This is a genomic window from Mycoplasmopsis phocirhinis, assembly GCF_004216495.1.
Classification (GTDB): domain Bacteria; phylum Bacillota_I; class Bacilli_A; order Mycoplasmatales; family Metamycoplasmataceae; genus Mycoplasmopsis; species Mycoplasmopsis phocirhinis.
Map to the genome: position 1 here is coordinate 502714 of NZ_CP034841.1, position 15706 is coordinate 518419.

A 15706-nucleotide genomic window follows, 5' to 3' on the forward strand; every position below is an offset into this window, starting at 1 on the left:
TATTAAATTTAGTATTATTATCTCAATAATTAACAAATTGAAATTTTAAATTAACATTAATATCTAATTTGTGTATTTTCCCTGTTTTGTGTATGAATATTGAGATTTTTACACAAATATGTTATTTGTATTAAACAACAAAGTTAAAATTAAAAATAAGTTTTATATAATTAAATTATGAATACAAACACAACAAAATGGAACACATTTCGTAATGTAGCCGAAATAATAGTTACTTCGTCTAAAGACACAAGCAAAATTAATTTTAGATATCAAACGTTGACAAAAGTTTTACGTCGAATTTATATGCTTACAATATTTATTGTTTATTTTACATCACTTTCGGCAATTGCGGCAGATAAAAACCTAATTCAAAATTATAAATTTATTGGTTTTTTATTTGGTTTAAACGATTTATTAGTGATTATTGTGGCAATTGTTGATTTTGGTTTATGGTTTTTAATTTCGTTTAAAGGCGAAAAACCACTTCTAAATTTGATTAAATTTCCTTTTAGTTTTATGGGGATATTATTAATTGTTATTATGTTACCTTCTATTAATCTACTTTTAATCTATACTGGTATTTCTACTACTAATATTTCTTCACTGCGATATTTAGTGTTAGTTAGAGTTATTAGATTGTTTTTTTACTTTCTTACTTTAAACCTTTTGCTGCCTTATTTAGAGTTTTTAAAAAGGAAAAGTTAGTTTTGATTTACACGTTTGTTTTTATATTGTTTGTGATTTTGATTTTTTCAATCATTTTTTATTTAGAAGAATATGACAAAGCAACAGGCATTTTTATGAAAAAAGATGGCCAAAACAAGCCGGACGGAAATCAATTTTTAAAGGCAATTTATTTTACAACCGTGACTATGACAACAATCGGTTATGGCGATTTAACACCAACAACACAAGTTGGTAGAATTATGGTTATTGTACTTTCAATTATTGGTATTGCTATTTTCGCTATTCCTAGCGGTGTAATAGCGGGAGGATTTATTCACGAATTAAAAACACAAATTGATCACAAAAAAAAGAACAAAAATTAACATTTCGCAATGTTAATTTTTGTATACGCTTTCAACATAAAGTTAATTTTATTGTTTATTTAATTCTTTGATTAAATCATCAACATTATCAAATAATTCACCATTTGCTTTTACAGCGCCAATTACGAATAAATTAAAATACATAAATTGTGATTCAGCTTTGGAATTACATATTAATTCAAATCGAGCATCGTCTTTTTGCAAATAACCCGTTTTGCGTGAATCGGTAATAAGTCCATATATTTTCATTCCTCGCTGTGCCGCCATTCCAATTTCGGCCGCAACTCCTGGATCAATTACTAACCCATCTAAAACAGCAACAAGAATTTGAGAAGAATCTAACTCTTTTTTATCAGCTAAATATATTTTTTTGGAGTCTGCAAATTGAGTTTTGTCATTGATTGAAAAGTTTTCTTGAGGTAAATAAACTTCATACTTGCCCAAGTTTCTAATTTTTTTAACTACATATTCGTTAAACGTTAATTCTGCTTGCGAAAATAAAGCATTAGCAAAATAAATTTTTTTCATATATTTTCCCTTTCTATATTTTTTATTAAATTCTAATTATAGAGATATAAATAAATTGATGTAGCAAATAGAAAATTATTTTTGAATAAAATAAAAGGCATAAAAAAACATCATTTGCTGATGTTAATTAAAACTGTTTAATGAAATTTTTATTAGTTGAATCTGAATAATGTTCCAAATCTTTTGACATTTTTTTGAATTCAGCAGTTGTTAATTCTGGAATTACTACTTTTAATGTTATTCTTAAATCACCAACTCTAGCATTCTTTTTAACGCCTTTACCGTTTAAAATAAGAGTTTGACCGTTTTGATGATTTCTACGTAATTTAATAGTTTCATTACCATATGGTGTTGGAATTAATACTTCGTTTTCTTTGATTATGTCTATAAATGAAACAGGAAATTCTAAAAATAAATTTAAACCTTTACGAATATAATGTTTATGTTCTTTAACATAAATTTCAATATACATGTCGCCCGATGGTCCACCATTTTCGCCACGTTCTCCATAGCCAGATAATTTAATTCTATCTCCCGTATCTGCACCCTCTGCGACATTAAATGTAACTTTTTTGTTTTTTCTAATGTATTTTTGTCCTTTACATTGTTTACATTTTTTAATTATTGTTTTACCAATGCCACCACAATTACGACATGTTGAAACTGAGTTTATTATCCCGAAAGGAGTTCTTTGTTGAATTTGTTGTTGGCCAGAACCGTTACATGTGCTGCAAGTTATAACATCTGAAGGATTTTCAGCACCTCTACCATTGCAAATTTCGCAACTTTCTCATTTTTTTAATTCTAATGTTATTTGTTTTCCTTTGATTGCGTCATTAAAGTCGATTTGAATTCTAGATAAAAGATCATCGCCCCGACTAGGACCGTATGAATGAGAAGAACTAGATCCAGTAAAACTATTGAAAAATGAACCAAAAATATCGCCAAAACCACCTATATCAGCGCCAAAACCACCAAAACCCTGTGGCCCTTCTTCAGAACCGTATCTGTCATAATTTGCTCGTTTTTCTTTATCACTTAAAACTTGATATGCTTCATTAATTTCTTGCATTTTTTTATCACTTGTACCATCTTTTAATTTATCGGGGTGATATTGCATTGCTAATTTGCGATATGCTGTTTTAATTTCTTTTTCGCTTGCGTCTTTAGAAATACCTAGAATTTTATAATAATCTTTTTTGCTCATGTTTAATATTTTAGCACAATTTATATATGAGTGCTAAATTTTATATTTTCCAAACGCTACTAGTTTATTTATTCAATAAATAAGTAATATTATTTAATTTTTTTTATGAAAAAATCCTTTTTAGCAATTGTGTAATTAGAATAATATGTTTTATAGTATGACTCATTGACTATTAAGCCAATAAATATAAAATAAGATAATGAAGAAACAAATAATGCAATATACATAAAAGTTCCAACTGCACCATATTGACTATAATTTATAAGTGAAGTTAAATAACCAAACACTCCAATAAAAATCATATTTGGAATTGTTGTTAGTAACACACCTGGTAATACTGAATTTCAGGGTAATTTAAAACTAGGTGTTAACTTATAAATTAAGGAAAAGCCAAAATATAAAATTACGATTAAATAAATCATAAAACTGGTGTAAAAATATATTAGTTCTCCTGTTACAGATAATCTCGGACTTACAAGTTTATATACTGATATATATATTAATGAAGTGATAAACAAATAAATGCTAATTCCAATCACAATAAAAAAACCTTTAACTCTGTTCAATAAAAAATTACCTAAATTTTCGTGGCCATAAATATAATTTTGTGAGTAAATAAATCGTCCCCATCCGCTTGAAGCTAATCAAGTTGAACCAAATAACAAAATACCTATTGTTGTGTATTGAACCCCTTGATTAATCTTGAAATTAGGAATATTTAATATTGATTTTACTCCGGGTATTATCCGGCTTAAAATAACATCTAAAAAGACTGTATTATACCCATTGATAAAAGATAATAACACTATAACTATTGTCAAAATTGGCACAAAAGAAATTAAAAAATAAAATGATAATGAAATTGGAATAAACGTTGATTCTTTGGCAGTGAATTTTTGATATGTGCGATCAATTAATTCATTTGATTTGCTTTTATTTTTTCAACTAGTTTTTGGTGTTGCAATAAATAAAATTAACATTAAAAAAAATTTAACTGATTTTTCAAATAATCAAAATGTATTATTTTCATTTTGAATTATATTTCTGGAAACTCAAGTTTTTTTGATTATTTTTTTGTATGATTTATACATTTTTTTTGGTTCTAAACCTGTATAAATCTCGTTGTTGTTTTGTTTCATAATAATATTATAAAAAGATAATAAAAAAGCCAAATTTAAATTTAGCCTTAAATAAAAATTAATTGACACACAACTATTCAAATTGGTATAAAAATTATTGACCCGAGTTTCCAAGTTGCAAATTAAAAAATTCCGTAAATACCTCATTTTAAGGTACTTTCGGAATTTTTTATAATTTAATTACATTGTAATTTTTGATTGATTGTTCAATTAATTCATATAACATTGTTTCCTTTTCATTATCAGTATTTTCAATGTTGTATTCGTTAATAATTTTGTTATCAATTAAAATTTGAATTTTTTCGGCATTTTTGATAGCGTCTACATAATTGGAAATTGAATAATTTTTGTCTATTTTTGTTTGTTTTTTAACATATTTATTCAAAATATTTAAACCATACTGTAATAAAACCAATGAAATAAAGCATAAAGTAATATAACCTTCAATATGATTTTCACTCCAAACATACATAGGTCTAATTTTTAAACAATTTTTTAAATTTCTAAAATTATTTTCAATTTGTCATTGTTTTTGATATAAATCAACAATATCTAATGGCTTAAGATCTATTCTTGAAGTTTCATACACATAATAACCATCAAATTGTTCATCTTCACTAATTTTTTCTAAATCTAATTGATAATAAGAAGTTGCTCCAATTTTTTTAAAAAATTTATGCTTTTTGGCAGCTATTAAATCTGTTTCAATTACTCTACCATTTTTTTGTTTTTTATTGAAAATTTCAATTAGTTGCATACGATCATTAAAATCTTTTGCTGCTCGTTTTTTACTATGGGTCATTATTTGTCTTCTTTTATGACCGTTGAACCGTTTGTTTTTTCACAGCGACATAAATTCTATTTCTTTATATTTAAAATCTTTGTTTACACGAATATAATCGTTTTGGTTAATTGTGTATTCTTTTCTTTGTTTGGTACTAGATTTTAAACGATAAGAGAGTATGTAGTCAATATTTAAAGATTCTAAAAAGCGTATGTTGCGGTTTGTGTTCATTCCTCTATCCGCGACAATTGTTACATTTTTTATATTATAAATATCTTGTATTTCCAATATAAAAGGTATAAAAGTGTTCACATCAGCAGTATTTCCCTTGAATATTTTGAAATGAAATGGAATTCCATTACAATAAGTAATCATTCCAATTACTATTTGATCTTCTTTAAATTTTCCATCTTTTGAATAGCCGGGATGTCTTAATCCTTTTCTTGCAAAACTTTCAAAATATACTGTTGTTGAGTCATATCACAACACTTCAATATCACGGCTAGCATTTGAAGTTAATGAGTTATTTAATTGTTTTAAAATTTCATTTTTATTATTGGTTACATAATCTAAACTATTATAAAAAGTAGATTTTTTGAAGTCATTATTGAAATCATAAAGATGTTTTTGTTGATACATTTTGATCAAACTATCTTGGTTGATGATCCGTGAAGTGATTATATATTTAGCAATATCTAAAAGATTTTTTGATTTGCTTTTTTCACACAATTTGAAAGGGTTGATTTTATCACATAATTCATATAATGCTTTTATACCAAAATTTTGTTTTCGGATTTCTTTTTTAGATTGAGCTAAAACCTCCTTTACTTTTGATAATATCTTTTCTTTATTTCATTCAGTATTTCAATCAGCACACGCAACCTTAAGGGCGTTTATAGGGTCTAGATTTAAAGTTTTTAATGTTTCTAAATTACCTATTCCAATTGATTTTTTATAACCTTTTCCAAATCCAGCCGGTATTGCGACCGAGACATATGTTTTATCTTTTCTTTTTGATTGTGTTATAACCCATTTCTCCATAGTTAAATTATATCATAATTACAATGTAATTTTGTAATTTAAAAAAATTTTTTTATACTTTAGTATAAAGATGGCGAAAAACGCTAAAAAATGACCCCTAACTTGGAAACTCGGGAAAAAAAGAAGTTAGAAATCAAAATTGAATTTATTAAATTAACATTCTTTTTTGACTTTTGTAGACAAATAATTTCCGATACAAAACTAATTAAAATTCAAGAATGATTTTATTTAAAATCACGATTAAAGCATCTGGAACAGATAAAGTGAAATTTACAAAAATCATGTATAAATTTAATATGGTATAAACATAAGTGCAACAACTATAAACTTATTTAAGATTAAAGTTTTAATAAAACTATTATTCATTCAAATCATGGTTTTCAATACTTGATGCAACAATACATTGATAAAATTATAAAATTTGGTGTGTTATTTTACTTCATAAAGTACTCTATTCAATAGATAATAGAGAAATTAAATATTGATTTGAAGCTATTAAAACTAACTATTAAATGATTTATACACACATAATTAGCTTTTAGAATTAATTAAAAATCATATTATTTGGTATAAGAGTATGAAAATACGATCGAATTTAAGTTAAAAAACACCATAGTAGAATGCTATGGTATTCACTAGTTAAAAATGTTAATATTTTCTGTTAATATTTGAACGGGTTTGTTTTTTTATTTCCTTTGTTAGTTTTATATTTTTTATACGGTACTGTTCTGCCATTTCAGCCATCATGCGAGTACGATAAAAATAATCAATGATAGCCTCACCAATACCATTTTGGTTGCTAGCCGAACTAAAAAGCGTAACTTTATTTTTTACCGGTATTGTCGCATCATCTAGTGCATATAGATAAGCAATTTTGCTGTAGGCAATTAAATCATTATCGTTATAAGCTATAGCCATAGCGTTTTTAACATCGGTATTTAATATATCAATTAAATAAGATATTGAATTATGTATTGACACATTTTTTTGTGTTATCAAAATAGTTTTTTCTGATATAACCATTTCAATAGGCAAATTTAAATTTAAGAGTTTTTGATATATTTGTTTACAATTATCAAAACTACAAAGAATAGATATTAATGACGTTATGTTTTTTCGGCAATCATTATTTTTTGTTTCTTCATCTTTATCAATATAATATTGTTTTATGTAACTGCGTTCAATTTTTACGTTAAATTCCTTGCTAAAATCAATAATTTTTTGAATTATAAGTTCATCAATACAGGTTGTTTTTAAATATTTTTCTTCTCTGGCATCAAAAATTTCCGCGCCATTTGAAGCAATTATGTATCTTGAATTTAATTGATTAGCGAGTAAAATTAAATTTTGATTTGCGTCTAAATTATAAATTGGCGATGAAGTACTGATTACAAATAATAAACCTTGTTTAGTGTATTCTAAAATTGATTGCCTTGTTTGTGTATTAAATTCATTATTTGAAAGATCAAAAAAAGTATTTTTAATATCACAAAATGCAATTCTTTTAAATATTTTTTCCATTAATATAATGCCTCTTCATTCATTTCATTAGGTTTAGGTATACCAAGATATTTTAAAATTGTTGGTGCTATATTACTTAATTTACCGTCTTTTAATTTAATATTTTTATCAGTTACAACTAACATAACAGGATTATCTGTATGTTTAGTAGCAGGATTTCCTTTTGAATCGATCATAATTTCACTATTACCGTGATCAGCTGTTATAAAAAGTGTAACATTATTTTTTAGGGCTCAATTTAAGACACGAGATAACTGAATATCTAATCACTCAATAGCTTGTATTGTTGCTTTTAAAACACCTGTATGTCCAACCATGTCTGGGTTCGCATAGTTCATAATAACTAAATCGTTTTCCAAGCCTTTTTTTAATAATTTATCAGTTATTTGTTCAGCACTCATTTCAGGAGCAATATCATAGGTTTTAACTTTTAATGAATCTAGCATAATTCTGCTTGAATTATCATAAATAATATCAATACCTCCATCCATAAAATATGTAACGTGAGAATACTTTTGTGTTTCTGCTAACCTTAATTGTTTTAAACCAGCATTTGCTATCACAGCACCGATTGGGTTTTTGATTTCCATTTCTTCAATTGCTATTTGAGTATTAAGTCCTTCATATTTCATCATTGAAACAAAATTATCAATAATTTTTATTGGATTTTTTGGCGAATAATTAAATAATTTTGAACCAATAAAACAATGTGTTAGTTGGCGAGCACGATCAGGTCTAAAATTAAAAAATATAATAGAATCATTTTCTTGGACGAACAAGCCATCTTTGTTTTGAGCTGGCAAAATAAATTCATCACTAATTCCTTGGGAATACATTTGATTAACATATTCGCTGATATCAACAAAATTTTTGTCGCATTTTCCAATAATTGCGTCATAATGTTTTTGTATTCGTTCAAACATTTGATCACGATCCATACCGTAATAGCGTCCACCAATAGATGAAATTGTATATGAATATTTTTTAGTTATTTTTTCAAGTTTAGACAAAGAATTAAGAATTGATTTTGGAGCAACATCTCGCCCATCTCCAATAATATGTATAGCGACCTTTTTTAAATCATTTTTATGTGCTAATTCAAGTAATGTAAATAAGTGTTGTTCGTGTGCGTGAACACCACCTTCGCTTAATAAACCAATTAAATGAAGGGTTTTATTTTTAGATTTTACATCATTAATTATCTTTAAAATTACTGAATTTTTATCAAATTCACCAGTTTTTATTGCTTGATTTATTAAACTTAAACCGGTATAAACCACACGACCAGCTCCTATATTTAAATGTCCTACTTCTGAATTACCCATTTGCCCGTGTGGCAAACCCACATATTCACCCGATGCTTGAATAACTGAATGTGGGTATTCATTTAGCAATTTATCTAAAGTAGGTGTTTTGGCTAAATCAAAGGCATTACCAGGATATTTTTTACCTAGACCTAAACCATCAATAATAATTAATACTACTTTTTTCATTGTTCCTCTTTCTATTATTTATACATTAATATTACAACTTTTCTAAAAGTTGGCTATTTTTGAGTTAAATTTATTGTTAAATCTCATTTATAATTTAAAATAATTTTCAAAAATAAATAAATATTTTTGTGATATTTAAGTTTAAAAAATTCATATTCAATATAATTAAATATATAAATTTGGAGGTAATATGATTTATAAAGCGCTATATCGAAAATACCGGCCAAGAACATTCGATGAAGTTAAAGGACAAGAACATATTGTACAAACTTTAAAAAATATTATTTTAAATCATAAAATTTCGCATGCTTATTTATTTTGTGGTCCGCGAGGCGTTGGTAAAACTTCTGTAGCTAAAATATTTGCTAGCACTTTAAATTGTGCTCACGAGCAAAATTTAACTAAAATCTGCGATTATTGTTTAACAAATTCTGATACTAATTTTGACATCATTGAAATGGATGCAGCCTCAAATAACGGGGTTAAAGAAATTAGAGAATTACGCGATAAGATTCAAAATCAGCCAGCGAACGGTAAATATAAGGTTTATATTATAGATGAAGTTCATATGCTTTCTAAAGGTGCTTTTAATGCTTTATTAAAAACATTAGAAGAACCACCTGCCCATGCTATTTTTATTTTGGCGACAACTGATCCTCAAAAAATACCATTAACAATATTATCGCGCGTTCAAAGATATAATTTTAGAAAAATCTCGCTTGATGTAATTATTACTCAACTTAAAAATGTTTTGACTAAAGAAAACATAAAATTTGAAGATGAAGCTTTAACATATATTGCTCGACTAGCAGCTGGTGGACTGCGCGACGCACTCTCAATTGCTGATCAAGCTTTAGCGTATGGAAATGGAAAAATTTCGTTGCAGGATATAATTTATGCCTTTGGTATTTCATCGAATAATAATTTAGTTTTTATTTTGAATAATCTTTTTTTAGGTAAAATTAATGACGTACTTGAGTTATTTGAGAATTTAAAAAACGCTGGTTTGGACCCTTATCATTTTGCTGCTGGTTTGATGGCTGTTTTAAAAGATTATTTAATTTTTAATAAAACTTTTGATCCCATGTTAATGGAATTGTTAAATGAAAGTGATATTGAAACAATTGTTTTTGATATAAATTATGCTTTTAAATCAATGGACATAATTTATAAATTGAATAAGGATTTAATTTATTCACAAACTCAATTTCAGTTGATTGAATTAGCTTTGATTAAAATGGCAAATTCAGTGGAAAACAGCAATATTAATACTGAACAAAATGCGAAAAATAATATATATCAAAATTTAGAACATAAAGGGGAAAAGATGCCAAAAAACAAATTAGAAGATACTGTAAAAATTGCTCTAGAACAAACTCAAGAAATGTTAATTGAAGCTAACGATCAAATGGAAAATACTCTTGAAATTAATAATGATATTTTATCACAAAGTGAACAATTTTTAGATGATGAGGGTTTAATTAGCACAGCTGAATTTTCTATCGATGACATTAGTGTAAATGAATCGAAAAGCTTTAAACTTATTCCAAATTATAGAATTGAATACAAAAATAAAAAAGATTATGTTGATAATCTTGACGAAGATTTTTTAGTTAATTTGTTAAACATTTCCAATAGAGAAATATTAGATAAATATAAAGAAAAAATCAATATTCTTTCACAAATTCATTTGGATCAACACCAACGAAATTTTGCTGAAGCACTAAAGGATGCTAGATTATATTCGGCTGGTGAAAAATTTATGTTATTTGGTTTAAAAGAGGACCCAAGTGCGTTAAAATACTTGGAAGATGTCTCAAAAATTTCATTATTTCAAAATTTTGTTGCCCAATATTTCGATGATTACAAACATATTTTTTTGGTTAGTGATTTAGCTAAATTAAAACGAGCAGCTAAAACAATAACTGAGTTATTTAATACCAACCAAAGACCAAAACCAATAATTTTAGGTGATGTAGAATTCGATAAGCATTTGACACCTACTAAAATGCTATTTGAAGAATTAAATGATTAAAGGAGCAAAAATGGACCAAAACATGTTAAGAAGAATACAAAAAATGCAAAAAGAAATTCAAAATAAAACTGAAGAATTTCACCAAAAAGAATTTAGCGAAGAAAAATATGGTTTAGAAGTAGTTGCAACAGGCGAAAAAAGAATTGTTTCAATTAAAATTAAAGACCAAGATTTAATAGATCCTGATGATGCACAAACTCTAGAAGATTTAATGAAACTAGTAATCAATCAATTGTTTTCAAAAATAGATGAAGAACAAGAAAAATTAATGCCTCAAATGCCCGGCGGGTTTGGTTTTTAATGAGAATTAAAACTATTGAAAAAGCAAATGAAATCTTAAAAAAAATTCCTGGTATTACAAAAAAACAAGCTGAAAAATTTACAACATTTATTTTGAATCAAGACCTAAATTTTTGTGAAGAATTAACACAAAACATTTTGGACATTAAAACAAAAATGGAGTTTTGTCAAGAATGTAATTTTATACGCGAAAATGGTAAATGTTTAAATTGTGATGAAGCTATTAAAAATAACACTTTAATGGTTGTTGAAAATATAACCACGTTAAATAAAATTGACGATATGGGGATTTTTTTAGGTTTTTATTTTGTTTTACCTTTTTTAATTAATGTTAAAGAACATGCGAGAAAAGAAAAAGAATATGAGTACAATCAACTTTTTGATTATATAGCCAAAAATAACATTAAAGAGGTTATTATTGTTATTTCGCCAACATTAGAAGGTGAAATAACCACAACACATCTATTAAAACTAATGGCAAATAAAAATATAAAAGCTTCAAGAGCAGCAATAGGATTACCGATGGGTTCAAATCTAGAATATCTTGATACATTTACAATCAAACAAGCAATAAAAAATAGAAATTAAGGAGAATTATGTTTATAACATTTGAAGGTCCCGATGCAAGCGGTAAAACCACTTTAATCAATAAATTGATTGAGTATTTTACTAAAAATTATCCTAAATTACAATTCATCACTACTAGAGAACCTGGTGGAAAAGATATTATTGAAGCTGAAAAAATAAGAGAGATAATTCTAGACAAAAATTCTAAAATAAGTTCTGTTTCTGAGGCACTTTTGTATACCACTAGTCGTAGAATTCATCTTGAAAGAGTTATTTGGCCAGCTCTAAAAGAAAATAAAATAGTTATTTGTGATCGTTATGTTGATAGTTTTTTTGCTTATCAAGGCTACGCTCGTAAATTAGGTATAGACTACGCAAAGACATTGACTAATTTAGTAATTGAAAATACAATTCCTGATATCACATTTTTCTTAGATATTACTCCTTCGCAAAGTAAACAACGATTGAATGTTTTAAGACTAATAAATCAGCATGATCGCCTAGACGATGAAAACGATGTTTTTCACAATGAAGTATATAATGGGTATCAAATGCTAATTAAGCAAGACCCGAATCGTTTCATTATTCTTAATGCTGATCAACCCGTTGATTTAGTTTTTAACGAATTAATCACAAAATTAAATAATGATCAAAGATTTCAAAACTATATTGCAAAGGTTTTCGATGATAGCAACTAATTTAAAGCGAATTATTGATTATTCGGTTTTAAATCAAAAAATAAATCATTGTTATTTATTAACAAGCCAAAAAGGTTTGAATATAGATGACAATATTGTATATATGATAAATGCAATAAATAATCATAATATTGAAACGCTTGAGAATATAGAATTTAACAATATTATAGTTGCTGATGCTTCTAAAACTAGTGGCGATGGTTTAAAAAAAGATGATATTGTAAATATCTTTGAACAAAGTAATTTTTTAGAATTAACTCCAAATTTAAAAAAGATAATTGTGTTTAAAAATATTGAATTAGCAAGTAATATAGCTCTTAATTCGTTATTGAAAACTATTGAAGAACCAGGAAGTAATGTTGTTTTTATCTTAACTACCACAATGCCACAGAAATTGCTCTCTACAATTAAATCACGCTCAATCATTATTAATATTAACAATAAAGACTGTGAGCGAATTCAAAAATCTATTTTAAATTTAGGTTATGATAAAACTCAATCTTGATTTTATTCGCATATTGTAGCTGACGAAAACGAAATTTTGCTTGCTCGTAATTTTTTTGAATTTAAAAAAATTGAAACATTATTTAATGCGTTTGTTTCTTCAATGAAACTTCCCACCACATTTATTATATTTTTGACTAAAATGAATAAAAAAGATACACACGAAGAATTAATGTTTAATTTTCGCTGTTTAAAATTTCTTATTTCATTAACTTGAAAACAATTTTTCAGTGTACCTAAATATTTTCAAGATTTAGTTAAAAAAATGAACAAATTAAATTTTGATTTTAAAAAAGCATTCACAGCTATTGAGAATTTTTTTACAAAAACAACAGAGAATACAAATGTTTTTTTACAAATTGCTGCCTTAATAGTTCAATTGCAGGAGTGCTATGAGTAAAATTTATATAGTTGGCACACCAATAGGTAATTTAGAAGATATCACCTTGCGAGCTTTAAGAATTTTGAACACAGTTGATTTGATTGCTTGCGAAGATACTAGAGTAAGTTTAAAATTGTTGAATCATTTTAATATTGCAAACAAAAAATTAATTTCATATAGCAAAATTAACGAAGATAAATCTGCTGAATATATTGTCGATTTTCTTTCAAAAGAAAATAAAAATTTAGCCCTAATTTGTGACGCGGGAATGCCAATGATAAGCGATCCGGGTTTTGAATTAATAAATTTAGCACGGCAAAAAAATATTGATATTATTTTAATTCCTGGCGTTAATGCTGCAATCAGTGCCTTTGTTTTGAGTTCGTTATCAAATACATTTAGTTTTCATGGTTTTCCTAAAGAAAAAAGAGGCCAAAGACAAGAACAAATTAAACAATTAAGTATAAACACAGCTCATATTTTTTATGTTTCTCCACATAAACTTACTTCTTTTTTAGATGATCTAGAATTAATATGGAATGATAGATTATATTTATTTATTGTAAGAGAATTAACTAAATTACACGAGAGTATTTACTACGGAAATATTGAAAAAATACGTAGAGATTTAACTAATTCAAGTTTAAAAGGAGAATTTACCATTGTTGTTAAAATTGAACAACAACAAAGAAAAAAAGTGAATAAATATTCACATTTTTCCAAAATTAATTTAACCTAGTAAGCACTTTAAGTGCTTTTTATATTTTAAAAATAATCTAATTATTTTTATTTGTTCAAACAGCATCTAAAAAAAAGTCAAATAAAGGGTTTGATTTAACAACTCTTGTGCTAAATTCAGGGTGGTATTGAACACCTAAATAAAATGGATGATTTTTTACTTCGCATATTTCAGCTACTTTTAAATCCGGATGAATGCCGGAAAATTTAAAATAAGTGTCTTCTAATGAATTGCGATATTTATCGCTAACTTCATAACGGTGGCGATGTCTTTCGTAAAAGATATTATCGCCGTAAATTTTCGCAGCTAAGGTATTTGCTAAAGCCTGAATTTTGTCTTCACCTAGTCTTAAAGTTCCGCCTAAATTCATCATGTCGCCATTTTCGTAAAAAGGAGTTAAAACAAATTCCTGAACAATGTCTTTTTCCTTAAATTCTTTACTTGTGGCATTTTTGATTCCTAATATTTGAGCCTGGGCGACAACCATTGCTTGAAAACCTAAACATATTCCTAAAGTTGGAATTTTATTTTTTCTTGTATATTTTGCTACTTCTACTTTAGAATTAAAACCGCGAACTCCAAAACCAGGTAATATTAACACACCATCAATATTTTTAAATGTATTATCAATGTTTTGCTCATTGATAGTTGAAGCATCTATTAATGTATAATTTAATTTTATATTTAAATGTGCTGCTGCAATTTTTAGTGATGAAATTATAGATAAATATGCATCTTCAAGTTCAGTATATTTACCAACGAGCAAAACATTTAGTTCTTTATTTCTTTTTGCTAAATATTTTTGAATAAAATTATTTCAATCTTCATTAGCATTATCTATAATTGGCCTTTTAATGTTAAAATGCTCAAAAATCAACTTTATAATGCCAGATTTTTCTAAAAACAATGGTATTTCGTAAATATTGGCTTTATCTGGAATATTGATAACATTTTGGGGTTTGATAAATGCACTTTCGCTAATTTTTTTTATAATCGAAGTGTCAACTCCTTGCTGTGAGCGTAATAATAATATATTAGGATTAATTCCAAATGAACGCAATGAAGCTATAGAAACTTGACTAGGCTTGGATTTATATTCTTTCGAGGCACTTAAATATGGAATGAATGCTAAATGAGCGAATAAAACATCTTGGGGGTATAAATTTGCAAATTTAGATATTGCATAAATATAAGGATTCGACTCTAAATCTCCAACAGTTCCACCAATTTCGATCAACATAAAATCACATTTATTTTTTGTGGCTTGACTTAAAATAATATTAATAATTTCATCCACCACATGTGGCACGATTTGAACTGTTTTACCCAAAAATTCACCACGCCGTTCTTTTTCAAAAATTCTTGTGAATATACGTCCAGTGGTGAAATTTGAATCTTTAGTTAGTTTAATATCAATAAAACGTTCATAATGGCCTAGATCGAGGTCGGTTTCACCGCCATCACTTGTTACAAAAACTTCACCATGTTCAATTGGGTTCATTACTCCTGGGTCAATATTTAAGTATGGGTCTAATTTTAAAACAAAGATGCTAAATCCCTGGGCTTTTAATAAATTGCCAATACTTGCAGCACTTACACCTTTACCTAAACCACTCAATACTCCTCCAGTTGTAAAAATAAATTTAGTTTGCATACATCTCCTAAAATCTAAAAATATAAATATATTATAAACAAGGTCATTTTCACAATAACAAA

15 protein-coding genes are annotated in these 15706 nt (G+C 26.7%); 8 read left to right on the forward strand and 7 right to left on the reverse strand.

Annotation, left to right across the window (positions count from 1 at the left end; translation table 4 throughout):
* Positions 1-177: 177 nt before the first annotated feature.
* Positions 178-708, forward strand: a complete 531-nt coding sequence (locus EG856_RS01980; protein ID WP_130429460.1) for a hypothetical protein — start codon at positions 178-180, stop codon at positions 706-708.
* Entirely contained in the window at positions 705-1052 is a 348-nt protein-coding gene (locus tag EG856_RS01985; protein ID WP_232954255.1) for an ion channel, read from the forward strand. The genes EG856_RS01980 and EG856_RS01985 overlap by 4 nt, the downstream gene beginning before the upstream one ends.
* A 48-nt stretch (positions 1053-1100) precedes the next feature.
* Here the strand turns inward: EG856_RS01985 and EG856_RS01990 are convergent, their stop codons facing one another.
* From EG856_RS01990 to gpmI, 6 genes are all read right to left on the reverse strand, one after another.
* Complete coding sequence (locus EG856_RS01990) at positions 1101-1580, reverse strand: nucleoside 2-deoxyribosyltransferase (protein ID WP_130429462.1); 480 nt, start codon at positions 1578-1580, stop codon at positions 1101-1103.
* Positions 1581-1707: 127 nt separating this feature from the next.
* The gene (gene dnaJ / locus EG856_RS01995; RefSeq protein ID WP_130429463.1) at positions 1708-2787 is read right to left on the reverse strand and encodes a molecular chaperone DnaJ; all 1080 of its coding nucleotides are present in this window, start codon (positions 2785-2787) and stop codon (positions 1708-1710) included.
* Between the two features lie 89 nt (positions 2788-2876).
* Positions 2877-3926, reverse strand: a complete 1050-nt coding sequence (locus tag EG856_RS02000; protein ID WP_130429464.1) for a YihY/virulence factor BrkB family protein — start codon at positions 3924-3926, stop codon at positions 2877-2879.
* Positions 3927-4095: 169 nt separating this feature from the next.
* Positions 4096-5751 carry an IS1634 family transposase gene (locus tag EG856_RS02005; RefSeq protein WP_130429465.1) on the reverse strand — a complete coding sequence of 552 codons (1656 nt, stop codon included), beginning with the start codon at positions 5749-5751 and terminating at the stop codon, positions 4096-4098.
* Between the two features lie 648 nt (positions 5752-6399).
* The gene (locus tag EG856_RS02010; RefSeq protein ID WP_130429466.1) at positions 6400-7272 is read right to left on the reverse strand and encodes an HAD hydrolase family protein; all 873 of its coding nucleotides are present in this window, start codon (positions 7270-7272) and stop codon (positions 6400-6402) included.
* Positions 7272-8765, reverse strand: coding sequence for a 2,3-bisphosphoglycerate-independent phosphoglycerate mutase (gene gpmI, locus EG856_RS02015; RefSeq protein WP_130429467.1), 1494 nt, complete (start codon positions 8763-8765; stop codon positions 7272-7274). The genes EG856_RS02010 and gpmI overlap by 1 nt, the downstream gene beginning before the upstream one ends.
* A 190-nt stretch (positions 8766-8955) precedes the next feature.
* Here gpmI and dnaX point away from each other — a divergent pair, with 190 nt between their 5' ends.
* From dnaX to rsmI, 6 genes are read left to right on the forward strand one after another with little or no spacing between them, the layout of a single operon-like run.
* A complete protein-coding gene (dnaX, locus tag EG856_RS02020) occupies positions 8956-10800 on the forward strand; it encodes a DNA polymerase III subunit gamma/tau (RefSeq protein WP_130429468.1) in 1845 nt (614 codons plus the stop codon).
* A gap of 10 nt (positions 10801-10810) precedes the next feature.
* Entirely contained in the window at positions 10811-11101 is a 291-nt protein-coding gene (locus EG856_RS02025) for a YbaB/EbfC family nucleoid-associated protein (protein ID WP_130429469.1), read from the forward strand.
* Positions 11101-11688 carry a toprim domain-containing protein gene (locus EG856_RS02030; RefSeq protein WP_130429470.1) on the forward strand — a complete coding sequence of 196 codons (588 nt, stop codon included), beginning with the start codon at positions 11101-11103 and terminating at the stop codon, positions 11686-11688. The genes EG856_RS02025 and EG856_RS02030 overlap by 1 nt, the downstream gene beginning before the upstream one ends.
* Positions 11689-11696: 8 nt before the next feature.
* The gene (gene tmk / locus EG856_RS02035) at positions 11697-12365 is read left to right on the forward strand and encodes a dTMP kinase (protein ID WP_130429471.1); all 669 of its coding nucleotides are present in this window, start codon (positions 11697-11699) and stop codon (positions 12363-12365) included.
* Positions 12352-13269: a DNA polymerase III subunit delta' gene (locus EG856_RS02040; RefSeq protein ID WP_165381421.1), complete on the forward strand. Its 918-nt coding sequence runs from the start codon at positions 12352-12354 to the stop codon at positions 13267-13269. Before tmk ends, EG856_RS02040 begins: the two co-directional genes overlap by 14 nt.
* Positions 13262-13990, forward strand: a complete 729-nt coding sequence (rsmI, locus tag EG856_RS02045; protein ID WP_130429473.1) for a 16S rRNA (cytidine(1402)-2'-O)-methyltransferase — start codon at positions 13262-13264, stop codon at positions 13988-13990. Before EG856_RS02040 ends, rsmI begins: the two co-directional genes overlap by 8 nt.
* A 37-nt stretch (positions 13991-14027) precedes the next feature.
* Here rsmI and EG856_RS02050 read toward each other — a convergent pair whose 3' ends face one another.
* Positions 14028-15644 carry a CTP synthase gene (locus tag EG856_RS02050; protein ID WP_130429474.1) on the reverse strand — a complete coding sequence of 539 codons (1617 nt, stop codon included), beginning with the start codon at positions 15642-15644 and terminating at the stop codon, positions 14028-14030.
* Positions 15645-15706 lie beyond the last annotated feature (62 nt).